Annotated in this window: 19 protein-coding genes and 1 tRNA gene; 12 read left to right on the top strand and 8 right to left on the bottom strand. The window is 60.6% G+C overall.

Annotated features, from left to right (window positions below; translation table 11 throughout):
* The first annotated feature begins 63 nt into the window (after nucleotides 1-63).
* The 8 genes from IEW09_RS13735 to IEW09_RS13700 all read left to right on the top strand — a co-directional run bounded on the left by IEW09_RS13735 (nucleotide 64) and on the right by IEW09_RS13700 (nucleotide 7611).
* A complete protein-coding gene (locus IEW09_RS13735) occupies nucleotides 64-972 on the top strand; it encodes a hypothetical protein (protein WP_229739317.1) in 909 nt (302 codons plus the stop codon).
* Nucleotides 969-1640: a class I SAM-dependent methyltransferase gene (locus tag IEW09_RS13730; protein ID WP_229739316.1), complete on the top strand. Its 672-nt coding sequence runs from the start codon at nucleotides 969-971 to the stop codon at nucleotides 1638-1640. Before IEW09_RS13735 ends, IEW09_RS13730 begins: the two co-directional genes overlap by 4 nt.
* 63 nt (nucleotides 1641-1703) lie before the next feature.
* Nucleotides 1704-1788 (top strand) — tRNA-Leu (locus IEW09_RS13725).
* Nucleotides 1789-1836: 48 nt separating this feature from the next.
* Nucleotides 1837-2160 carry a DUF3467 domain-containing protein gene (locus IEW09_RS13720; RefSeq protein WP_188554773.1) on the top strand — a complete coding sequence of 108 codons (324 nt, stop codon included), beginning with the start codon at nucleotides 1837-1839 and terminating at the stop codon, nucleotides 2158-2160.
* 4 nt (nucleotides 2161-2164) lie between these two features.
* Entirely contained in the window at nucleotides 2165-3784 is a 1620-nt protein-coding gene (locus IEW09_RS13715; RefSeq protein ID WP_229739315.1) for an ArnT family glycosyltransferase, read from the top strand.
* Nucleotides 3785-3808: 24 nt separating this feature from the next.
* The gene (locus IEW09_RS13710; protein ID WP_229739314.1) at nucleotides 3809-5497 is read left to right on the top strand and encodes a tetratricopeptide repeat protein; all 1689 of its coding nucleotides are present in this window, start codon (nucleotides 3809-3811) and stop codon (nucleotides 5495-5497) included.
* Nucleotides 5494-6813 (top strand): NfeD family protein, encoded by a 1320-nt coding sequence (locus IEW09_RS13705; RefSeq protein ID WP_188554772.1) that lies wholly within the window; start codon nucleotides 5494-5496, stop codon nucleotides 6811-6813. The genes IEW09_RS13710 and IEW09_RS13705 overlap by 4 nt, the downstream gene beginning before the upstream one ends.
* A 102-nt stretch (nucleotides 6814-6915) precedes the next feature.
* On the top strand, nucleotides 6916-7611 hold the full coding sequence (locus IEW09_RS13700; RefSeq protein ID WP_188554771.1) for a putative outer membrane beta-barrel protein: 696 nt from the start codon (nucleotides 6916-6918) through the stop codon (nucleotides 7609-7611).
* Nucleotides 7612-7668: 57 nt separating this feature from the next.
* On the opposite strand, the gene nadB is transcribed toward IEW09_RS13700, so the two are convergent.
* Entirely contained in the window at nucleotides 7669-9222 is a 1554-nt protein-coding gene (gene nadB, locus IEW09_RS13695; RefSeq protein ID WP_188554770.1) for an L-aspartate oxidase, read from the bottom strand.
* A gap of 63 nt (nucleotides 9223-9285) precedes the next feature.
* Between nadB and aroB the strand changes: the two genes are divergently transcribed.
* From aroB to IEW09_RS13675, 4 genes are read left to right on the top strand one after another with little or no spacing between them, the layout of a single operon-like run.
* Nucleotides 9286-10416: a 3-dehydroquinate synthase gene (gene aroB / locus IEW09_RS13690; protein WP_229739313.1), complete on the top strand. Its 1131-nt coding sequence runs from the start codon at nucleotides 9286-9288 to the stop codon at nucleotides 10414-10416.
* Nucleotides 10416-11192, top strand: coding sequence for a bifunctional demethylmenaquinone methyltransferase/2-methoxy-6-polyprenyl-1,4-benzoquinol methylase UbiE (ubiE, locus tag IEW09_RS13685; protein WP_188554768.1), 777 nt, complete (start codon nucleotides 10416-10418; stop codon nucleotides 11190-11192). The genes aroB and ubiE overlap by 1 nt, the downstream gene beginning before the upstream one ends.
* Before the next feature lie 19 nt (nucleotides 11193-11211).
* On the top strand, nucleotides 11212-12669 hold the full coding sequence (locus IEW09_RS13680; RefSeq protein ID WP_188554767.1) for a cation diffusion facilitator family transporter: 1458 nt from the start codon (nucleotides 11212-11214) through the stop codon (nucleotides 12667-12669).
* Nucleotides 12670-12689: 20 nt separating this feature from the next.
* Nucleotides 12690-13514: a PASTA domain-containing protein gene (locus IEW09_RS13675; protein WP_188554766.1), complete on the top strand. Its 825-nt coding sequence runs from the start codon at nucleotides 12690-12692 to the stop codon at nucleotides 13512-13514.
* Between the two features lie 17 nt (nucleotides 13515-13531).
* On the opposite strand, the gene IEW09_RS13670 is transcribed toward IEW09_RS13675, so the two are convergent.
* The 7 genes from IEW09_RS13670 to IEW09_RS13640 form a co-directional block, all read right to left on the bottom strand.
* On the bottom strand, nucleotides 13532-14875 hold the full coding sequence (locus IEW09_RS13670) for an RsmB/NOP family class I SAM-dependent RNA methyltransferase (protein WP_188554765.1): 1344 nt from the start codon (nucleotides 14873-14875) through the stop codon (nucleotides 13532-13534).
* Entirely contained in the window at nucleotides 14872-15807 is a 936-nt protein-coding gene (fmt, locus tag IEW09_RS13665; protein ID WP_188554764.1) for a methionyl-tRNA formyltransferase, read from the bottom strand. The genes IEW09_RS13670 and fmt overlap by 4 nt, the downstream gene beginning before the upstream one ends.
* An 86-nt stretch (nucleotides 15808-15893) precedes the next feature.
* Entirely contained in the window at nucleotides 15894-16421 is a 528-nt protein-coding gene (def, locus tag IEW09_RS13660; RefSeq protein ID WP_188554763.1) for a peptide deformylase, read from the bottom strand.
* Nucleotides 16422-16468: 47 nt separating this feature from the next.
* Nucleotides 16469-17641: a chorismate synthase gene (aroC, locus tag IEW09_RS13655; protein ID WP_188554762.1), complete on the bottom strand. Its 1173-nt coding sequence runs from the start codon at nucleotides 17639-17641 to the stop codon at nucleotides 16469-16471.
* 68 nt (nucleotides 17642-17709) lie between these two features.
* Nucleotides 17710-19065: a class I SAM-dependent methyltransferase gene (locus IEW09_RS13650; RefSeq protein ID WP_188554761.1), complete on the bottom strand. Its 1356-nt coding sequence runs from the start codon at nucleotides 19063-19065 to the stop codon at nucleotides 17710-17712.
* Between the two features lie 36 nt (nucleotides 19066-19101).
* On the bottom strand, nucleotides 19102-20082 hold the full coding sequence (locus IEW09_RS13645; protein ID WP_188554760.1) for a 3'-5' exoribonuclease YhaM family protein: 981 nt from the start codon (nucleotides 20080-20082) through the stop codon (nucleotides 19102-19104).
* A 98-nt stretch (nucleotides 20083-20180) separates the two neighbouring features.
* A complete protein-coding gene (locus tag IEW09_RS13640; RefSeq protein WP_188554759.1) occupies nucleotides 20181-22052 on the bottom strand; it encodes a peptidylprolyl isomerase in 1872 nt (623 codons plus the stop codon).
* Between the last annotated feature and the right edge of the window lie 222 nt (nucleotides 22053-22274).

Raw genomic sequence — 22274 nt, 5'->3', positions numbered from 1 at the left:
CAACAGGAAAAAGGAGCAGCTTCCCTTTTGAGCTGCTCCTTTTTTCGCGCCTAAAATAAGAGTGTGGCTCTCGCATCGTCAACCTCGACGCAACCAACACTGACACCGGCAGCCAAACCCCACTCCAAAGACCGACGCTCCCCACTTGTCCTCTGGCACCTTCTCTCTCTTGACGCACCTACTATCGCCGCTCTCTGGGTATGGTTTATCGCCGCCGCCGACCACATCCGCCTTCCCCTCTCTTCCGTCGCCGCAATGTTCATCGCCGTTTGGATGCTCTACGCCGCTGATCGCCTTCTCGACACGCGGCTGCTCGATAGCCAGTCACGACAGGAGCAACACCTCGAAGCCCGCCACTACTTCCACCACCGCCACCGAACCGCCTTCCTCACCGGAATACTGCTGGCTTCGGGAGCACTCGCCCCTCTGCTGTTTCATCTTTCCACCGAAGCCATTCACCTCTACCTCATCCTTGGCGGTCTGTTGTTCGGATACTTCATCCTCATTCATGCCACGCGCAGCGCCCACCGCTTCCCCAAGGAGATCGCTGTCGGCATCTTCTTCGCCGCCGCCACCTTCATTCCTACCGTTGCGCGCCAACCAAGTCTGCGCCTTGCACTTCTACCCTCAGCGCTTCTTCTGGCGATGCTCTGCAGTTCGAATTGCCTCTTCATCTATGCCTGGGAGCACGACCCTCAACGCTCTTCAGTCCCCGACCACCCTACTCATGCCACTACCCGCTTCGCTCTCCGCCATCTGCCCCTCTTTGCCATCATTATCGCTCTCGCGGGAACAGCGCTCGCTCTCTTCTATCACCGCGCTCCGTGGGTAATCCCATCTGCCACGAGTATCTCTGCCGTTCTTCTGCTCGTGCTGCACTATCGCCGCCACATTGCACCTCTTACTCTGCGCGCCGCCGCAGACCTGGTGCTGATCACTCCCGTTCTTTTCATCGCTTTTCTCCATCGATGACTTCGATGACCTCTGACCCCAACTTCAACCCCATCGCTCGTCCCTACCGCTGGCTCGAATACCTCACCCTCGGCCGCGCCCTCGAACGCTGCCGCCTGCACTTCCTTCCAGCTCTCCTCAATCGGAAGAAAGCCCTCGTCATGGGCGACGGAGATGGGCGTTTCCTTGCGGCCCTCCTGGCCTCGAACCCGCACATCCATGTTGACGCCGTAGACATCAGCGCAACTATGCTCCAGCTTTTGAGCAAGCGTTGCGAAGTCAACGCCGCACGTCTCAAAACTCATCACACCAGCGCACTCACCTTCGCGCCTATCGGCCCATACGACCTCGTTGTCACCCATTTCTTCCTCGACTGTCTCACCCAGTCCGATCTCGAAACTCTCATCGCTCGTATCACACCTGCGCTCGCACCAGACGCTCTCTGGCTCGTCTCCGACTTTCGCATCCCACAGGGACCAATGCACCTTCCTGCACACATCGTCGTGCGCTCTCTCTACCTTGCATTCCGCATCATCACGGGACTTCGTACCGTTCGACTCCCAGACCACGCCACACCGCTCACGCAGACAGGACTCACACGCATAGCGCATCACTACTCACTGGCGGGCCTGCTGACCACTGAACTCTGGCAGTGCAAACCACGTCCCATTGCATTAGCCCCACCTTAACCAGTACGCTGTTGACAGCGCATCCAACCCGCGCAGCAACCAAATGAACACGCTCTACAACACGCGAAAGTGGCGAAATTGGCAGACGCACCAGACTTAGGATCTGGCGGAGCAATCCGTGGGGGTTCAAGTCCCCCCTTTCGCACCAAATTCTTTATCATCCGCCTCACAAAGCAGTCTCTCGAAAGTGATCCAAATGAGCCAGCCCAAGAACCCGGCCAACCAGCCGACTGAACAGCCCGCCCTCCGACTCACCAACACCGAGAACTATCGCGAAGACTACGCCAACAGCGTTCAGGTACGCATGAGCGTATGGGACTTCTTCCTCGTCTTCGGCACCATGACCCAGGAGACACCCGACGAGCTGCACGTCAAGAACTTCGAGGGCATCTACCTCAGCCCGCAGCAGGCCAAGGCCCTGTGGAACGTCCTCGGCCACAACCTCGCCCAATACGAACAGGCCTTCGGCCAGATCACGCTGGAACAGGTTCCTTCGTCGCCCAACGGTCCCATTCACTAAGAGAGTGCGTACCCCGGAGAAATTCAGCGGCGCAAGGCCCGGCAACTCCGCACCGGGCGACATTCCGCTCTGGATGCTCTTCCCGCTCTTCTTCGCCGCCGTCTATCTCTCGCATCTCACCCTGCTCCGCCTTCCCTACTTCTGGGACGAAGGCGGCTACTACATCCCCGCCGCGTGGGACTTTTTCCGCACCGGAAGTCTCATTCCGCAGACCACCGTCACCAATGCCCATCCGCCGCTGCCTTCCATCCTGCTGGCAGCGTGGTGGCATCTCTCCGGATTTGTCGTCAGCGGCACGCGCACGCTCGTCTGCATCGTCAGCGCCTCGGCCCTGCTCGGCGTCTATAAGCTCACACGTACGCTTGCCGGAGCCACCGCAGCCGCAGTCGTCACCGTCCTCACGGCGATCTATCCCATCTGGTTCGCGCAGAGCACACTCGCACACGCCGACATCTTTGCAGCCGCCTTTACCCTCTGGGGCCTTGCTTTCTATTTCGACCGTGACGACTCAGATCAAAGCACTACAAAAAATCAAATTCTAGCGAGCGTCATGTTCGCGCTCTCCGTTCTCTCCAAGGAGACCGCGATCATCACTCCCGCAGCGCTCGCGTTATGGGAGGCAATCCTCTTCCTCCAGAGCCGCGCCGCAAACAAACGCCAGAGCTTAGGCTGGCTCGCCGCGCTGCTCTTCCCCATCGCACCGCTCGTAGCCTGGTACGCCTATCACTATCACCGCACCGGATTCATCTTCGGCAACCCCGAGTTCCTTCGCTACAACGCCACCGCAAACCTCAGCGCCTACCGCATCGCCCTCTGCCTGTGGCACCGCTTCCTGCACCTGACGACGCACATGAACATGTTCGTTCCTGTCGTCGCCACCGTGGCTGTCTTCTTAATTCCCCTCGCTTCGCCCACGGCTCCGCAAGCTATCCGCAAGCCTGCGATCAAGGCCATCGCCGTCATCCTTCTCGCCAACTGGATCGCCTTCTCCATCCTCGGCGGAGCGCTGCTTACTCGTTATCTGTTGCCGATGTATCCCTTGGTGCTGCTGATATGCGTCTCGATATGGCGGCGTCATCTCCGACAGTGGTGGCTCATTGCCGCGCTCAGTGCAGCGGCCTTTCTCAGCGGCATCTGGATCAACCCGCCTTACGCCTTCGCACCCGAAGACAACCTTACCTACCGGGACATGATCGTGCTGCATCAGCAGGCCGTCCACTTCATCGAGCATAACTACCCGCAGGCCACCGTCCTCACCGCATGGCCCGCAACGTCGGAGTTGTCCCGCCCCGAGATCGGCTACACCCACCACTCCATTAAGACGGTAGCCATTCCCAACTTCTCCATCGACGAGATGCAGAAGGCCGCAGCCGATCCCGGAGCTTACGACACCGCCTTTATCTTCTCCACCAAGTGGGAGCCGCCACCGGGAACGATCAATCTCAGCAAGCCAAATGAATCCGAAGACGCAAAGTTCTTCGACTTCCACCACGACATGCACCCTGCCGCAGCCGCAGCCCTTCTGCACGGAGAAGTCGTCTGGCAAGCGCATCGCAAAGGCGAGTGGGCAGCCGTCCTGCGCTTTCCTCGCATCGTCGATGCATCGCTCAGGCTGCCGCGCTAGCACACACGCTCTATACTCATAGCTGTGCTGAGACTGTTAAACCCGCGCTCGATTCTTCGAAAAAAATGGCTGCCTGCTGCACTCGTCCTGTGCTGCGCCCTTGGGCTTTCTCCCCTCGCCAACGCGGTACAGAACACCGCTGACACCGAGCCGGCTCAGGGGATGGGCCGTGTCGTCCTTGTGCTGCCCTTTGACAACCGCTCCGGCCAGCCCAATCTCGACTGGATTGGCGATTCGTTCCCGGACACGCTCAATCAGCGGCTCACCTCGGCCGGGTTCCTTACAATCACCACCGACGACCGCCAGTACGCGCTCGACCATCTGGGTCTGCCGGTCGACTTCAAGCCCAGCCGCGCCACGACCATCCGCATCGCCCAGACGCTCGATGCCAACTTCGTCATCGTGGGCAGCTATACGGTCAGCAACAATCGCATCAATGTGCAGGCGCAGATTCTGAACGTCGACAAGCTCAGCCTATCGCAGCCGCTCTCCGACTCCAGCGATCTGCCGCGTCTCTTCGACGTCGAGAATTCCATTGCATGGACGATCGCAAAGCGCATCGATCCCCACTTCAACGTTGCGCAGCAAACCTTCCTCGCCGCCGCCGGCGGGGTTCCCCTGAACTCGTTTGAGAACTATATTCGCGGCATCAGCGCGGCCTCGCCGCAGGAGCAAATTAAGCGTCTCCAGATGGCTGTTGCTCTTACGCCCAATTACCCTGCCGCTTTGCTCGCGCTGGGCAAGGCACAGTTCACCCAGCGAGAGTACGACCAGGCCGCCACTACCCTCGCCAAAGTTCCGCATAGCGACCGTCGCGCGCTCGAAGCCGGCTTCTACCTTGGCCTCGCCCGCTTCAACTCCGGCAAATACGCCGATGCCGAGTCAGCCTTCGCCTTCGTCGCCAGCCGCCTTCCGCTGCCCGAGGTCGTCAACAACCAGGGAGTGGCCGCCAGCCGTCAGGGGCACAACGCTGTTCCTCTCTTCCAGCGCGCCTCCACCGCCGACCCCAACGACGCGGACTATCACTACAACCTCGCCGTCTCGCTGCTTCGTCAGGGCGACTTTGCCGGTGCACAGCGAGAGGTCGATGAGACCCTGAAGCTCCGTCCCACGGACAAGGAAGCAGACTTGCTGAAGGCGCGTATCCACTCCGGCAGAAGCCTCAAACCGACTCCGGCAACCTCTACTAAATCCGGCACCGCCGATGCTGCAACGTCATCGTCCGACGAAGCTGACTTCGATCCGCTCGAGCGCATCCGCAGGACCTACTCCGAGGCCTCGTTCCGCCAGGCAGCCTTTCAGCTCGACCAGATGCGCGCCATGCGTCTTGCCAACCTGCCGCCTGCAAAACAGGCCATTGAATACACGCAGTCGGGCAACGAATACCTGACGCAAGGGCTGATTCCCGAAGCCGAGCAGGAGTTCCAGGCCGCTATCACAGCCGATTCTTCGAGTGCCGCTGCCCATACTGGTCTCGCCCAGATCCGCGCACGCACCGGCAACACCGATGACGCTCGCGCCGAAGCGCAGACCTCGCTCAAACTCCGTCCCACAGCCGACGCCTACATGGTCCTTGCCAAGATCGAGCTCGAAGCCAAACAGATGGACGCCTCTGCTGCCGATGTCAGCAATGCTCTCAAGCTCGATCCCAAAAACCCGGCAGCGCTGGCCATGCGGCAAGCTCTGCTCGCGCGCGGACAGCGCATCCCATGAAGACCTTGCTGAAGCTCCGCACTGCGCTCCTGGTGGCACTGTGCTGTCTTCTGTCCACCATCGCACGCGCCGACAACGCTAAGCCTGTCGTCGTCAAACTCATCATTCACGATACCGTTCAGCCCATCACGGCCGATTATCTCCAACGCGGTCTTGACGAAGCCGCACGCATCCATGCCAAGGCAGTCATCGTCTCGCTCGGCACTCCGGGTGGTCTGCTTGACTCAACCCGCGTCATGGTCGAGTCCATCGAAAAATCCTCCGTTCCGGTTATCGTCTATATCTCGCCTACCGGCAGTCGTGCCGGATCGGCAGGCTTCTTTCTGCTGGAGGCCGCAGATATAGCCGCCATGGCGCCCGGAACGAACGCCGGAGCCTCCCATCCAGTCACCGAAGGCCGCGAGCCTGACGCCATCCTCAAGCAGAAGATCGAGAACGACGCCGCGGCCTTTCTCCGTTCCTATGTCTCTCGTCGCGGACGCAACGTACAGGCCGCCGAAGATGCCGTTCGCAACTCGAAGTCCTACAGCGACGAGGAGGCTCTCAACCTCAAGCTCATCGACCTCGTATCCAACAACGATCAATCCCTGCTATCCTCGCTCGACGGACGCACGATCACACGCTTCGATGGCAGCTCCGACACGCTTCACCTCCAGAACGCAACCATCATCGAAATCGCACCGTCCCTACGCGAGCGGCTGCTCACCCGCCTCACCGATCCCAACCTCGCCGTCCTTCTGCTTGTGCTCGGCGGACTGCTGATCTATCTCGAGTTCAATGTTCCCGGAACCATCATTCCCGGCTCCATCGGAACGCTGCTCGTGCTGCTGAGCCTCTTCGGCCTGAACCTGCTACCCATCCGCCACACCGCGGTGCTGCTGCTGATTGCGGCTGTCGTTCTGATGGTGCTCGAAACCAAGTTCGCCAGCCACGGCATGCTGGCGCTGTCCGGAACCATCTGCCTCGTCTTCGGCTTGGCTACCCTGGTCAACTCTTCGGTACCCGAGCTACAGGTACACACCGGAACCGCGCTCGGCGCAGGCATTGGCTTCGGAGCCATCTCGTTCGGCCTGGCCTGGATCGCCCTGCGTGCTCGTCGCGGCAAGGTCCTTACCGGGCCTCAGGCCATGCTGGGAGCTATCGCCGTCGCACGGACTCCTCTGACGCCCAACGGTCAGGTCGAGATCCGCGGCGAGATCTGGCAGGCATCTCTACGTGACCATGCCACCCTCCCTGCCGGGGCCAGCGTTCTTGTGCGCAGCATCGACGGTCTCACCCTTATCGTCGAGCCGACAGCAGATTCCGCCCGATCCTGAGGCACTGCCACGGCAACCGGGGTAAACTGGAATGAGTATCAGTTCGCGCTAAAAACAACTAGCCAAAAGTACGATCCTACGATCCAAGGGAGTCTCGTCTCGATGTTGAATGTGTCCCGCCTGTCCTGCACCCGGAGTGTTCTGTTTTGCCTGCTCGCAACTCTGGCGGGACCAATCGCAAAAGCTCAGTCCCCTGCACTTTCCAAGCAGCTCGACCGCATCGATTTCAGCATCAGCGGCATCGGTCAGTTCAACGGCAGCGGCAGCGGCGTTCCCAAGAGCGGCCCGACGGACGCCAATGGCAACCCTCTCACCGTCAATCTCTCGACCGGCAACACGCTCGGCGCGCTGATCACTGTTCGTTACACCAAGTCTCCCTATCTTGGCTTTGAAGGCAACTACACCTACGCTCGTTACACCGAGACCTTCAGCCCTTTCGGCTCCCCCACAAGCGGAGGAGCTACCAGCGCCGGCGTACAGACCAACGCCTCTGAGTACACCCTCGGCTATGTAGCCCATACGCCGAAGCTATTCTCGTTGCAGCCATTCGTCTCCGGCGGTCTCGGCTCCATCGCCTTCCGTCCGACCACCTATGGCGGCCAGTCACTGCGCGAGCAGGCCCGTGCGGCCTACTACTACTCTCTCGGTGTCGATGACGCGTTCTCACCGCACTTCGGCTTCCGCGCCCAGTTCCGTCAGGTCTTCTTCCTTGCCCCCGACTTCGGACAGAACTACCTGACCATCCTGCACCACACCTCGACCTTCGAGCCAGGTATCGGCTTCTACCTCCGCTTCTAATTCGCTCGCAGAAGTTATCTCCGGCCCAGCGAAGCATCTTTCGCTGGGCTGAAGACTTTAAGCCACAAACTTCAATCCGTCCTTCGACATGACCGAGTGCCGCGCCACCGCATCCCTCTCGGGAAAATCGTTGCGGTAGTGCGCTCCCCTGCTCTCCTCACGTCCCAACGCGGCAGCGACGATCAACTCGGCCACGGTATATAGATTGCGAGCCTCCAACGCTCGCCGGAACATCCCGCGCGGCATCGTCACCGCAAGCGCGTCCAGCCGCCGCTTGGCCTCCTGCAATCCTGCAGCATCCCGCAGCAATCCTGCATATTTCCACATCAGATCCCGCAGCTCCGCAATCCATCGCTCCGTAGCTTTCTCCCCGGTAGCAGAACCTGTCGCTACGGCAGCCACCTCGCCCCCCTGATCCTCAACCACAGGCTCGTGCTGCGTGCCGTCATCGGCAATCATCGCCTCCGCAGCCAGCACTCCGAAGACCAGCCCTTCCAGCAAAGAGTTGCTGGCCAGCCGATTCGCTCCGTGGACTCCCGTGCAAGCCACCTCGCCCGCTGCATACAGCCCCGGCAACGAGCTTCGTCCATGCACATCCGTCCTTACGCCGCCCATCAGGTAGTGCGCCGCCGGACGCACCGGGATCAAATCGCGGCCCAACTCCAGCCTGTACTTCGCCAGAAACTTCGAGATCCCAGGAAACCGCGTCTGCAGATCCTTCTTCACGTGGCGCATGTCCAGATAAACCTCACCATCCATGCCCTCATGCGTAATCGCACGCGCCACCACATCTCTCGGAGCCAGCTCCAGCAGAGGATGATACCGCTCCATAAACCGCTCGCCTTTGGCATTCACCAGATACGCGCCCTCACCCCGCAGCGCCTCGCTCATCAAAAACCTCGGCGCACCCGGCACGCTGAACGCCGTCGGATGAAACTGGTAGAACTCCATATCGCTCACCTCAGCACCCGCCCGGTAAGCCATCGCAATGCCGTCCCCGGTGGCCACGGCCGGATTCGTCGTGTCGCTATAGACCTGCCCTGCTCCGCCACTGGCCAGCAGCACCGCCTTCGCTCGAACCACGCGTACGCCGCCCTCGCCATCCAGCAGCGTCGCTCCAACGACGCGCCCACCTTCCATCAGCAGATCGACGCCGGTCGTCCACTCCATCAACTCAATCGAATCCATCTCGCGCACATGCCGCAGCAGCGACACGGCGATCTCTTTTCCCGTGGCGTCCCCATTCGCATGCAGAATCCGCGACCGGCTATGCGCTCCTTCGCGCGTCAGCATCAACTCGCCGTTCTCGCGATCGAACTTCGTTCCCCACGCCAGCAGTTCCTCCACCCGTCGCGGCCCCTGCTCCACCAGCACCGACGCCGCCTCGCGATTCACCAGCCCATCACCCGCGCTCATCGTGTCTTCGAGATGCAGCGCGACGTCCTCCTCGCCGCCCATTGCCACTGCAATGCCGCCCTGCGCGTATGCCGTGTTCGACTCAGCCAGCTCTTCCTTGGTGACGACCATCACCCTGCCCACCCGCGCCAGGCAAATCGCCGCACTCAGACCCGCAATTCCCGCACCGACTACAAGAAAATCAACTTGTTCCATCCTTCGATGCTACTACCCAACCGTACGCAGAATCGCCGCAACACGCGATACCATGGAGATACTGTGCCCGTCATCTCACTTAAGACGCCCTCCGCCGCCTACGACATCACCATCGCCTCCGGCCTGCTGCGCACCTTATCCGCGCGCCTCAACAAGTTGACCAAAGGCAAGCCGTTCCGCCCTTTCATCGTCACCTCGCCCGAGATTTGGGGCCTCTGGCATAAGCAGGTCCTGGCGTCGTTCAAAGAAGCGCCCACGGTCCTCTTCCTCCCATCCGGCGAAGCTCACAAGCGCCTCGCCAGCGTCGAGTCCCTCGCGCAGCAGCTCGCCACCGCCGGGGCCGACCGCGACTCGCTGCTCATCGCCTTCGGCGGCGGCGTCATCGGCGACGTCACCGGCTTCCTCGCCGCCATCTACATGCGCGGCATCCCCTACGTGCAAATCCCCACCACCTTGCTCGCGCAGGTCGACTCCTCCGTTGGTGGCAAGACCGGGGTCAACCTCGTCGCCGGAAAAAATCTCGTCGGCAGCTTCAACCATCCTCTTGCCGTCCTCGCCGACACCGACATCCTCGCCACCCTGCCGCCGGCGCAACTCCGCGCTGGATTGCAGGAGTCCATCAAGGCCGGAATCATCCGCAATGCAAAGCTCTTCAAGTACATGGAACAGAACGCCGACGCTATCCTCAAGGGAGACGCCAAGGCGCTCACCCACGTCGTCACTGCCAGCGTCCGTGTCAAGGCCGACGTCGTCGCCAACGATGAGCGCGAGTCCGGCCTGCGCATGATCCTCAACTACGGCCACACCATCGGCCACGCCATTGAGGCCGCCACCAGCTACAAGCAGCTTCTCCACGGCGAGGCTGTAGGCTGGGGCTCCATCGCCGCAACGCATCTCGGCCTATCGCGCAAGCTCATCACGCAGGCGCAGTCCGACCGCATCATCGCGCTCATCCTTCGCTATGGCCCGCTTTCGTCCTTCAAGGCAACCGCCGCAAAACTGGTAGCACTCACCTCCAGCGACAAGAAGAACCGCAGCGGCACCCTCTCCTTCATCCTGCCCACCAGCATCGGCACGGTGAAGATCGTCCGTGACGTCACCCAGCCCGAGCTGCTTGCGGCAACGGAATCCATGCTTGCCTTGATGCGCCAGCACACCGCCGCACCAGTTGTTACGCGAAAGCGCAAGCGGTAATGGCAGCACAACAAGGCACACCCGAGCACCAACACACCACCGGAGCCCGTCCCACCGGTACCACCACCGATCAGGACGCGGCCGCGAACGTCCAGCAGATGTTCGACACCATCGCGCCGAAGTACGACCTGCTCAACCACGTCCTCTCCGTCGGCATCGACCGCTGGTGGTGGTCTCGCGCCGCTCGCACCTTTCGCCCCATCCTCCAGCGCCCCGAAGCGGTAGCCCTCGACCTCTGCTGCGGCACCGGCGACATGACCCTCGCTTTACTCAAGCATCGTCCAAAGACCGGCAGCGAAGCTCCCATCCTCGCCGTAGACTTCTCCCACCAGATGCTCTCCCGCGGAGCCGAGAAGTTCGCACCGCACAACATCATCCCCATCGAAGCCGACGCACTCCACCTCCCCATCGCGGACAACTCCGTCGACCTCATCACCTCGGCCTTCGGCTTCCGCAACCTGAGCAACTACGAAGCGGGCCTAGCCGAACTCCACCGTATCCTCCGGCCAGGTGGCCAGATCGGCATCCTCGACTTCAACCAGCCCACGGGTCTCACCGGAGCGCTCTATAACCTCTACTTCAAGCAGATTCTCCCCCGCTTCGGCGGCCTCATCTCGGGAGACCCCGCCGCCTATACCTATCTCCCCAACTCCGTAGCGCGCTTCCCCAGTCCATCCCGCATGATCGAGTTGATCGCCAACGCAGGTTTCATCAATGCCACCTGGACCAGCTACACCTTCGGCACCGCCGGACTCTACCGTGCCACGAAACCCTGAACCATGTAGCATCTTTCCCATGGCCCCTGTTACGACGCCCGAAGAAGCAGCGCACACACACGCCGCCAAGCGTTCTGCCGCTCTGCTGTCCGTCTTCGCCGCGCTTATCATTACGCTGCTCAAGCTGATCACCGGCATCTTCACCGGCTCACTCGGCATGCTCTCCGAGGCGGCCCACTCCGGTATCGATCTCGCCGCAGCAGCTATCACCTTCTTCTCCGTCCAGGTCTCCGACCGCCCCGCCGACGAAGAACACAACTACGGCCACGGCAAGATCGAGAGCCTCTCCGCCTTTGTTGAAACCGTGCTTATGCTCGGCTCCTGCATCTGGATTCTTACCGAGGCCGTCCGCCGCATCCTCTTCCACCAGGGTCTTGCGCTTACTTTTTCCATCTGGCCCTTCGCTGTCCTTCTGCTCTCGATCACCGTCGATTACTCCCGCTCTCGCACGCTGCACCGCGTCGCCGTGCAGCACAACAGCGAAGCTCTTGAAGCCGACGCCATCCACTTCCGCACCGACATTTGGTCTTCGTTCGCCGTTCTCCTCGGACTCGCCGCAACCTACGCGGGGAAGCACTGGCATCTTCCCTTTCTCGAGCTCGCCGACCCCGTCGCAGCCATCATCGTCTCCGGCATCATCCTCCGCGTAAGCTGGCAGCTCGCTCGGCGCACCATCGATGCTCTGCTCGACGCTACGCCCGAAGAGACCCGCGCCCAGACCCGCCGCGACCTCATCCGCGACCTCGCCGCCATCGACGGCGTGCTCTCGGTCGACCGTGTTCGCACGCGCCGCTCCGGCTCCAGCTACTTCGCCGACGTCACCCTGGGCATGCCGCGCAAGCTCACCTTCCAGCGCTCCGAGCAGATCACCGCAGAAGCCACCGCAGCCGTACAACGTCATCTGCCCGGCGCTGATGTCGTGGTCCACTCCGTCCCCACCGCTTCACAGGCCGAGAGCGTTCACGATCGTATCCGCGCTGTAGCTGCCCGCTCTAACCTCACCATCCACGACGTCAGCGTGCAGGAGTACAACCATCAACTGCATGTCGAGCAACACCTCGAAGTCGACGAGACCATGCCCCTGCGCGAGGCCCACGTCTTAGCTACACGGTTAGAATCCGAAATGCGCCGCGAGATTCCCACCATCGCCACTATCCTGACCCACATCGAGAGCGAGCCTGCCACGATTGAGCGTCCCGCCTCGCTTGAGCGCGACCGCCAGCTCGAAGTCCGCCTTCGCCGCGCCGCTACAGCGTTTCCCGAGATCCTCGACATCCACGAAGTCTTCGTCACCCGCATTCCAGACCATGGAAACGACCGCATTCAGGTCAGTTGCCACTGCACTTTACCGGACGACCTGCCCATGGCACAGGTTCACGCCGTCATCACCGCGCTCGAAGGGGCGTTCAAGCTGGACGCTCCCGAGGTCAGCCGCTTGTTAATTCATCCCGAACCTGCCACCGATAATCGCGGCTGAAGCGCTGTATCCTGACCTTGATGAAGATCTCTACCATCAACCGCTTTTTCAACATCCTTCTCGGCGGGATGGCGATGATTGCAGTTGCGCTCATCTCTGCGTTCATCACCATGCGCCTTGCCATTCACGGCCGCGAGGTCGAGGTCCCGAATCTCGCCGGGCTCACCATCGCCGAAGCCAGCCAGACGGCGAGCTCGCAGGGACTCAACCTCAACGTCGAGAACCGCTTCTACTCGAACGACGTTGCTCCCGGTCATATCCTGGCGCAATCACCGACCTCCGGCGTCACCGTTAGGCGCGAATGGACGGTGCGCGTCACCGAAAGCCTCGGGCCGCAGAGAGTATCTGTCCCTGATCTGATCGGCCAGACAGAGCGCCCTGCCTCAATCCTGATGCGTCGTCTCACGCTAGACATGGGAACAGTCGCCCAGCTTCCGACTGATGCCGAAACCGGAATTGTGCTCGCGCAGACACCTACACCGAATGCTTCGGGAATTGATCGGCCGCAGGTAAGCCTGCTGCTAAGCGCACCTGCCGATCCTGATGCTACGGCCTATGTGATGCCTTCGCTCACCGGACTGACGCTGGCCGGAGCCGCAGCTCGCGCGGCTGCGGCAGGCGTACACATTGCCAGCGTGGAGGATGTCAATCTGCCTGCGCCCACTGCTCCGGCAGGTTCAGCCGTTCCACCGGCTTCGGCAACGCCTATCGCTCCAAAGGCCCCAGGAACGCCCATCGCACCTACCTCAGCAGCAGTGCAGCCAGGCACGGTGGTAGATCAGAGTCCGTTAGCTGGATATCGCGTGGTGAAAGGCGACGCCGTCCACATCACGCTGACTCACTAGAACTTTTTGAGCCGAATCTACTTCGCAGCTTCGAGCACAGCGGCATAGAAGCCGTCGCACGAATGGACGCCGGGAAGCGTCCGCAACGCTCCATTGCGCACGGCAGAGCTAAGGTTGGCATCCTGCCGGAGCATTCCAGCCCCCGACAGTTCCTGCAAGAGAGCTTCGACCGGCGATGGAACGATGTTTGTTCCGGCGATGACTCCGGCCACGACTCGTTCGCACTCCTCCGGCTCCAACGAGCAGGTGGAGTAGACCAGCTTGCCGCCGGGAGCCAGTCGTTTGAGGGCAGCTTTCAGGATGGCCTTCTGCCGAGATGCCTGACGGGGAAACTCTTCAGCCTTGAGTCGATGACGAATCTCTGGATTTGCAGCTAATGTGCCAGTGCCACTACAAGGAACGTCGCAGAGAATGAGATCGAAGCTCTGGCTGCCGGAGGTTGCAGTAGCATCGGCGACAACACAGCGGATACGTTCGGCATAGGCATAGCGGCGAAAGCGAGCCTCGGTCTGTGCCAGCCGTTTAGCGCTGACATCGCTGGCAGTAATCTCTGCCGAGACAAGCCGATGGGCAAGGATGAGGGTTTTGCCGCCGGGAGCGGCGCAGCAATCCCACACCGTCTTCGCATCCGGTACCGCGGTGGCAGCAAGTTCGGCCACAAGGCGGGAGCCATCGTCCATCTGCGGTAGGTCGCCGCCGTTTTCGGTGAAGAGTGCGCCTTCCGCCGGTTCCTTCTGGTCGGCCTCGCAGATCTTCAGCGCGGCCTCGCGACCGTAGGCGGCGACCCATCGCTCAACCAGCCACTGCGGATGGCCGAGACGCTCGGAGAATGCGGCGACTGATTCAAAGACTCGCTGACCGGGCTTCTGCGCTGCTGCCAGCTTGCGCAGAACCGCATTGACCATCCCTGTGGCGTGAGGCTGTCCAGCAGCGCGGCACAGCTCAACGCTCTCGCTGAGAGCAGCGTGAGCGGGTATGCGGTCGAGATGCAGAAGCTGGAATGCGCCCAGCCGCAGAGCGAGCGAGACCGGCTCGGCGAGCCGCTGCTCTGGCCTTTGTAGCAAAGTGCGGATACGGGCATCCAGAGCGATCTGCCAGCGCAGAACTCCCATGACAAGTGTCGTGGTGAGGTTACGATCTTCGGCAGAAAGCGCTTCGATGCGAGGCGAGTGCAGAAGCTCGTCGCTGTGGCCTTTGCCCTCGCCGACAAGTGTCAGAATCTCAAATGCTGCGCGTCGAGCCGGAGTCACTTTGGCAATTGACGCTTCGGCGGAGGCAGTTGATCCGGCTGAGGCTGGACGTTTCATCACGGCAGGACGCTTTGCCGGTGGAGTCTTTGGTTGGAGCGGCTTGTTCTTCATATACCCAGCCGTTCGCCACTCTTGACCTGATATCCATTCAAAAATTCAGCAGCGCTCATGCGGCGCTTGCCTTCCATCTGTAGCTCGTCGAGATAGATGGCCGTGCCGTTGGCGCAGTGGGCCATCATCGCATCGCCTTGAATGACAATAGTTCCCGGTTCGCCTTCTGCAACGTGCGACGATGCGCGCATCTTGTGGACGATCAATTTTTTGCCGCGCAAGGTAGTGTGTGCTCCCGGCCACGGCTGGAAGCCGCGCCAGCGGTCGTAGATATTGTGCGCCATGCGCGTGAAGTCGATGCGGCCATCGTCACGAGTAAGGATGGGAGCAAGCGTCGCCAGGGCATGGTCCTGCTGCTGGCGGAAGAGCGACTTGTCGGCCAGTCCGCAGAGCGTCTCCACCATCAAATCGGCTCCCACCGCCGCCAGGCATTCATACACATCGACTGCGGTCTCTTCCTGACCAATAGGAACGATCTTTGCCAACAGCATATCGCCGGTGTCGAGTCCCGAGTCGAGCCGCATCGTCGTAACGCCGGTGACGTTCTCCCCATTGGCGATGGCCCATTGGATCGGCGCGGCCCCGCGATACTTCGGCAGCAGCGAGCCATGCAGATTGATGCAGCCGTAGGGCGCGAGGTCGAGCATCCACTGCGGAATGATGCGACCATAGGCGACGACGAGGATCGCCTCGGGGAGAATATCTTCGAGCATGGCACGCAGCTCAAAGTTGTTCTTGATCTTCTCCGGTTGGAGTACAGGGATTCCGTGCTCGAGCGCCACACGCTTTACCGGGGGCGCTTGCGTCTCCATGCCCCGGCCCGCAGCGCGGTCAGGTTGCGTCACTACAAGCACAACCTCATGACCGGCGGCGATAACGGCTTCAAGGGTAGGGACGGCGAATTGCGGAGTGCCGCAAAAGACTAATTTCAAAGCTGGATTCTCCCTTTCGGCTGAAGGCTCAACACCGATTTATACCGATGGGACCGATACGAACAACCAAGGATAAAGCCCAAAGGCTACCACTCGCCGTTCTTTTGCAGCTTCTTGATCTTGCGGATGACAAGGTCGCGTTTGAGGCGACTTAACCGATCAATGAATAAGATGCCGTCCAGATGGTCGATCTCATGCTGCATGGCACGGGCAAGTAACTCTTCGCCTTCCATTTCAATCTGGTCTCCGTTTATATCCTGTGCGCGAACCCTGACCCAGGCTGCACGAGAGACCTTGTCGCGAATCTCAGGCAGGCTCAGACAGCCCTCTTCTTCGACCTGCTTGCCCTTGCGGTCGACGATCTCGGGGTTGATAAGGACGACTTTTTCGTCGGGGTTCTTCTTGAAGCTGCAGTCGATAACCGTGATGCGCTGCGAGAGGCCGATCTGCGGTGCGGCCAGGCCGATGCCCTGTGCGGCATACATCGACTCGAACATCTCTTCGACCAGCTTTTTGAGCTTTGCGTCGAACACGGTGACGTCTTCGCCACGCTTTGCCAGCACCGGATCGGGCCACTTCACGATTTCATGGATTTTGCCTGTTGATTGGGTCATTTAATATTTCTGTCGATTCGTTATTAATATCTTTGTTGATTCGTCACTTAATATGCTCGAATCTGCTCACAATAGCCGTTGAAGTTGCGCTGTAACTCGCGCAGCGAATCGCCACCAAACTTTTCTATCACAAGACGCGCGACGGCCAACGCGACCATCGCCTCTGCGGCTACTCCCGCCGCGGGGACGACACAGACGTCGCTGCGCTCATAGGCGGCCTTGACCGGCTCGCGGGTCTCGAAGCTGACCGAACCGAGTGGACGGCGCAGGGTCGAGATGGGCTTGAGATAGCCGCGCACCACGATGTCTTCGCCGTTGGAGATGCCGCCTTCGATGCCGCCGGCGTTGTTCTGCTCGCGCGAGAATTTGGTGAAGCCGCCCTCGCCTTCGTAGCCGATCGAGTCGTGAACGGTTGAGCCGAGCGACTCGGCAGCAGTGACGCCGCGCCCTATCTCGACGGCCTTGACCGCTTGCAGGCTCATCACCGCCTGGGCGAGGAGGCCATCCATGCGCTCATCCCAGTTGGTGTGGGTGCCAACGCCCGGAGGCAAACCGTGGACGACTACTTCGAAGACGCCTCCGATGGTGTCGCCAGTACGGAGAACGGCATCGACCTCGGCCTTCATGGCAGCTTCGCTCTCAGGATCGACGCAGTTCAGAAGGACCTCGTCCTTAGCCTGCAGGGCTACGATCTCATCCCACGTGGCCGGACGAGAGAGTTCGGCCTTGCCTACGCGAATAACATGGCTGGCCACGCCTACACCTAATTCTTTGAGCAGAAGCTTGGCAAAGGCACCTGAGGCTACGCGAGCTGCACTCTCGCGAGCGCTTGCACGTTCAAGAACATAGCGGGCGTCCTTAAAGTCGTACTTTAGTGCTCCCGCAAGGTCGGCGTGACCGGGGCGCGGGGAGGCGACAGCTTTGTGCTTCTCAGGATCGCCTTCTTCGACAGGCAGGATCTCGGTCCAGTTCTTCCAGTCGTTGTTGGCGAGCGTCATAGCGATGGGCGAGCCGATGGTCTTGCCGTGGCGAACGCCGCTGAGGACGTGCGCCGTGTCGCGCTCAATGCGCATACGGCCACCCCGGCCATAGCCTTTCTGGCGGCGCCACAGCTCGCGGTTCACAAACTCAAGATCGACGGGAACACCGGCCGGCATTCCACTTACCATGGCCACGAGGCTCTCGCCGTGGCTCTCTCCCGCTGTCGAAAATCGAAGCATTTCCCTCACTTAGGCGGCGCGAAGGTGTACTGACGCCGTAATTCTGATTGTAACAATCGTGAGAGCGCTTAGTTTGCGTCGGCCAGTTGTCCTCCGGTCGATTGCAGGAGCCAGTCAGCCCGAGTAGTGGGTTGAAGGTGATCGTCGTTGCCGGGGCTCGCGAGCAGAATCTGGTAGACGCTGATCTTGGCCTTGCGAAAGGCCTCGGCAGAACCGGCCATATAGAGCCGCCAGATGCGATAAGTTTCAGGATCGACATAATTGAGCAACTCGCGTTTGCAGCGCTCGAGACGGTCGACCCATCCGTGCAACGTACGCTCGTAGTGCTCGCGGAGACACTCGACGTCGCGCAGCTCGAAGCCTGCGTGCTCGGCCTGAGTGGTGACAATGGGGAGCGTGGCAAGGGCCGTGTCGGGAAAGACGTATTTACGAATGAACGATGGCCCGTGTTTCTTATATTCGTCGAGCGAAGAGACGATGCCGTGGTTTAGAAAGGTGCCGCCGGGCCTCAGCAGCTTCTTGACAGTATTGAAGTAAGTGCCAAGGTTCTGCCAACCGACGTGTTCGAACATGCCTACACTCGAGATCTTGTCGAAGGAGGGAGCGGCACTATCCATCTGGCGGTAATCGCAGAGACGAACCTCGCAATCTGCGGCGAGACCTTCCTGCGCGATGCGGCGTTGGGCGAAGGCAAATTGCTGCTCGCTGAGGGTAATGCCGGTGGCATGGACACCGTAGTGTTTTACCGCGTGGAGGATGAGGCTGCCCCAACCACAGCCGATGTCGAGCATCCGATCACCCGCCCGGAGGCGAAGCTTTTTGCAGATCAGATCGAGCTTGTTCCGTTGCGCGTCTTCGAGTGTCTCCGAGTTTCGGCAGAAGTAGGCGCAGGAGTAGACCATCGTGGGCCCGAGCCAGGGCGCGAAGAACTCAGGCGGCTTATCGTAATGGAAGGAGATGGCCTCCCGGTCGCGGCGAAGACTGTGAGTGAAGAGGTCGCCGACTGCGTATTCGAGGTGATGGTAGGCCCTGCCTGCGGAGAGAACAAGGCGGCGAGCGTAGGAAGGACTCTCGACGCCGTGCGCGCGGCTGAAGACAAAGTCGGCAAACTCGAACATGGCGAAGATATCGCCTTCCACTTCGAGATCGCCCTTGACGAAGGCGTCACCGAGGGAGATCTCGTTGGGATCCCATAGGAGGGATTTCAAGACATCGAGCGATTTGACGGTAATGGTAAAGCGGGGATTGCCCGCACCATAGTTCGCGCCGGTATCATCCCACAGCCGCAGCTCGAAAGAGGGGCCATGGTAGGCCTCGAGTTCGTGGGTTAGACCGGCGTAGAGTTTGCGAGAAAGGGCATCAGCTTTGGTGACCGTCGGCATGACTTGCTCCCGAATGATCGACTTTCCAATTCCCAGTGTCATTATCTTCGATGCCGCTCCGCCCCTATCCGATGCCAGCTATTCGTCCTTCAGGTAGCTGCGGGAGTCGAGCAACGGGCGATCCATACTGCGAACCCACTCGGTCATCTCTCCCGGGGACTTTCCGCTGGCCTCGGCGGCAGCAAATTCGTTGCGCAGCACCTGCATCTTTGCTTCGAGGTCATCGAGCACGTTGAGCAAAAGGGCTTCGGCGGTCATCGGCAGCTTGGGCGAACCGAACTCGTACTTGCCGTGGTGGCTCAGGATCATGTGCTCGACCAGAACGCGCAGCTTCTCAGGGAACGGGGAAAGCTCCTTTACCTTTTCAAGCAGCATGCCCTGGGCGATGTTGATGTGTCCGATCAGCTGACCTTCCAGTGTATAGCCGAAGCTGTTCTTCCAGTGCAACTCGCGCGTCTTGCCGATGTCGTGCAGGATTGCCCCGGTAACGAGCAGGTCAGGGTTTACCTCGGGGTAGAACGGGGCGGTCGCGAGACAGACGCGCACCAGCGTGACGACATGCTCCAGCAGGCCACCGAGCCAGGCATGGTGCAGGCGCTTTGCCGCCGGTGCGGTGCGGTAGGCCGACGCAATAGCCCCATCATCAAGAAAGGCAAAGACCAGCCGTTTCAAATCGTGGTTGGTGAACTGCGAGACATACCCGCGCAGTTCAGCCCACATTTCCTCCACATCAAATAGAGTTGCAGGAAGGTAGTCGGCAGGATCAATCTCGCTCTCGGCGGCGTTGCGCATCTTTTGCAGCGTGATCTGAAACTTGCCCTGATACTTGCTGATCTGCCCCTGCACCTTGACGTAGCAGCCCTCCGAGCAGTTTGCCAGCACGTCGGCGATCTCGTCCCACATACGGGCTTCCATGGTTCCGGTCTTATCAGTGAGCGTAAGAGCGAGATACTGGCCGCCCTGCTTCTTCTCACGCACGGACAGGGATGACAGCGCGAAGTAAGAAGTTACGGTGTCGTTATCGAACTTCGCGGCGTCAGCAATAAAGAAATCTTTCATGCCCCTCAGGATACCGCGCCATAGCGAAGAAATCGTACAGGGCAGACACCGATGCGAGAGCCGGAGCTCTCGCATCGGTGTCTGGTGATGTTATCGGTCTAGTTTGGCGTCGTCGGTGCCGGTGCAGCTGGCTGGGCAGGCGTCGCCGGTGCAGTTCCCAGACCCTGTCCCAGAGATGGGTTCACGGTGGGTGCAGGCGGCGGAGGCGGGGCCGTCGAAGGCTTCGCCTTGTTCTCCAGGCGCTCCTTCTTGGCTCCCTTCACCTTCTTCTTTTTCTTCTTCTTGGCTGTATCGCCGTTCAACCCAAGGGGCGCAGCCTGGGCCTTCTGGTCTGCGCTCTCCTGTGCTGTCGCAGCCGCAGGGGTCGCCGCAGCCTTCTCCTTGGCCTTTCTAGCTTTAGTGGCCTTCTTTTCGGCGAGAACAACCTTCTCACGCGAGGCGAAACGCGTCTTCTTCGTCGGGGCAGCCTGGGTGGGCGTCAGTGGATTGACGTCCGCTGCTGCTGCCTGCTCAGCGCTCTCCTCGCTGTTGGTCATAGCAGCGCCTGGCGCCGCAGTGATAGCCGAGGCCGAAGCGGCACCTGCTCCTACATCGCCGCCAACTGCCGTCTGCTCCGGCCCTGCTGGCAACGCATTGCGGGGAGCCTGCCCGAAGCGGATCTTCTCGCGCTTGATCTTCTTCGACCTCTTCTTGCCCTTGCTGTTCGTAACCGCCGCTACGGGAGTAGCAGCTGCCGCACCTGTTGCAGCCACTGCAGCCGGAGTTGCCGTCGATACCTTCTTCTGTGCAGCAAACCGACCTGTACCAGCGCTCTCGTATCGCCGCTTCTTCTGAACATTTTTCTTCTTGGCGACAGGAGGAGCATAGGCGGTAAATAACGGCTTGCTCTCATTGGGGCTTGCGCCTGAGTCCACGAATCCCGGTGCAAGGTCGATAAAGGCATCTTCACGCAGCTTGGTCAGATACGTGCGCAGAGCAGGCTGCAACTGGTCCATATACATGGCTTCCTGAACCTGCGGCTCGATATCCTTCAATGCCGGTGTACCTGCGGCCTGATGCTCGGTCACTTTCAGGATGACAAAGCCCTGACGAGTCCGGATGGGCGCAGTTACCTGCCCTGCGGGTAGGTCGAAGGTCTGGTCTTCCAGCACCTTCGACAGCGCGCCGCGCTTGTACTCGCCCAGATCGCCGCCCTGCGCTGCCGTTGATCCGCTGGATTGCGTCTTGGCCAGCTCGTCGAACTGAGCACCGGCCTTGAGCTTCGCTTCGATGTCGTCGGCCTTCGCCTTGGCGGCCGCCAGCGCCGCATCGTTCGCATCGGCGGGCGTCGGAATAAGAATCTCGCTCAGTCTCACCTGCTCGGGTTGCGCGAAGTCCTGCTTGTGCGCCTCGTAATAAGCCTGCTCCTGCCCCTGCGTCATCTGCAGGCGCCGTCCTACCTCATCGCGCACAACCTGCTGGGTGAGGATGCTGTCGCGGATATTCGCCTTGAAGTCCTCAAAGGAAACTCCCTGCGCCGCCGCGGCTTTCTCCAGCGCTTCCATGGAGTCAAGGTGGTTCTGCTTGCGAATTTCGTCGAGCCGACGGATAACCTCGGCGTCGGCATTCAAGCCAAGCTCCTTGGCTTTGGAGAGCAGCAACTGCTTGTCGATCATGTCGCGCAACAGGTCTTTTTGCCGCTGTGCAGCCTCAGCCGGAGTAGCGTTGGATTGCTGGTCCTCGCGGAGCAACTCCGTCTGGGCGCGCTCGACATCGCTGCGGTTAATGATCTGGTCATTCACACGAGCGACCACATCTTCCACTACGGTGGCGTTCGGCGTGATAGGAGCCGGGGTCGGCAGCGTCAGTTGAGGCTGCGGTGCTTCCGGAACGCTAACAGGACTCTGATACCGTGGCATCTGCGCCACACCCGGCAATGCCAGCACGCTTAGCCCTAACACCACCGCAAACTGCGAAATTCTAAAGGTCATCGTCACTCGTATCTTCAAGTTAACATTCGCGAGGCTCGGCCATCGCACGGGTGCCAGCACTGCTTGTTTTGACTCCGGGCAGCATTGGACGGTATCCGCTCCCCATTCTAACTGTCCTGCACCTATCTAGCGAATCCTCTTTATCGCCAGCAGCCGCTCACCCCCCGATGCTATACTCCGTCCAAAGAGGGCGCGCCCATAGTACGCATTCCTTTGCGTAGA

Origin of the sequence: Edaphobacter dinghuensis, assembly GCF_014640335.1 — a bacterium.
Lineage (GTDB): Bacteria > Acidobacteriota > Terriglobia > Terriglobales > Acidobacteriaceae > Edaphobacter > Edaphobacter dinghuensis.
The sequence above is the reverse complement of the archived record's forward strand: the minus strand, read 5'-3'. Positions and strand labels throughout refer to the sequence as shown.

Bases quoted from the DNA above. Each gene is read 5' to 3' on its own strand.
- def (WP_188554763.1), bottom strand. From the start codon at position 16,421: ATGACCCAATCAACAGGCAAAATCCATGAAATCGTGAAGTGGCCCGAT.
- IEW09_RS13705 (WP_188554772.1), top strand. From the start codon at position 5,494: ATGAAGACCTTGCTGAAGCTCCGCACTGCGCTCCTGGTGGCACTGTGC.
- IEW09_RS13720 (WP_188554773.1), top strand. From the start codon at position 1,837: ATGAGCCAGCCCAAGAACCCGGCCAACCAGCCGACTGAACAGCCCGCC.
- IEW09_RS13730 (WP_229739316.1), top strand. From the start codon at position 969: ATGACTTCGATGACCTCTGACCCCAACTTCAACCCCATCGCTCGTCCC.
- IEW09_RS13650 (WP_188554761.1), bottom strand. From the start codon at position 19,065: ATGACACTGGGAATTGGAAAGTCGATCATTCGGGAGCAAGTCATGCCG.
- IEW09_RS13670 (WP_188554765.1), bottom strand. From the start codon at position 14,875: ATGAAGAACAAGCCGCTCCAACCAAAGACTCCACCGGCAAAGCGTCCT.
- IEW09_RS13640 (WP_188554759.1), bottom strand. From the start codon at position 22,052: ATGACCTTTAGAATTTCGCAGTTTGCGGTGGTGTTAGGGCTAAGCGTG.
- IEW09_RS13645 (WP_188554760.1), bottom strand. From the start codon at position 20,082: ATGAAAGATTTCTTTATTGCTGACGCCGCGAAGTTCGATAACGACACC.
- IEW09_RS13675 (WP_188554766.1), top strand. From the start codon at position 12,690: ATGAAGATCTCTACCATCAACCGCTTTTTCAACATCCTTCTCGGCGGG.
- nadB (WP_188554770.1), bottom strand. From the start codon at position 9,222: ATGGAACAAGTTGATTTTCTTGTAGTCGGTGCGGGAATTGCGGGTCTG.
- IEW09_RS13680 (WP_188554767.1), top strand. From the start codon at position 11,212: ATGGCCCCTGTTACGACGCCCGAAGAAGCAGCGCACACACACGCCGCC.
- aroC (WP_188554762.1), bottom strand. From the start codon at position 17,641: ATGCTTCGATTTTCGACAGCGGGAGAGAGCCACGGCGAGAGCCTCGTG.
- ubiE (WP_188554768.1), top strand. From the start codon at position 10,416: ATGGCAGCACAACAAGGCACACCCGAGCACCAACACACCACCGGAGCC.
- IEW09_RS13700 (WP_188554771.1), top strand. From the start codon at position 6,916: ATGTTGAATGTGTCCCGCCTGTCCTGCACCCGGAGTGTTCTGTTTTGC.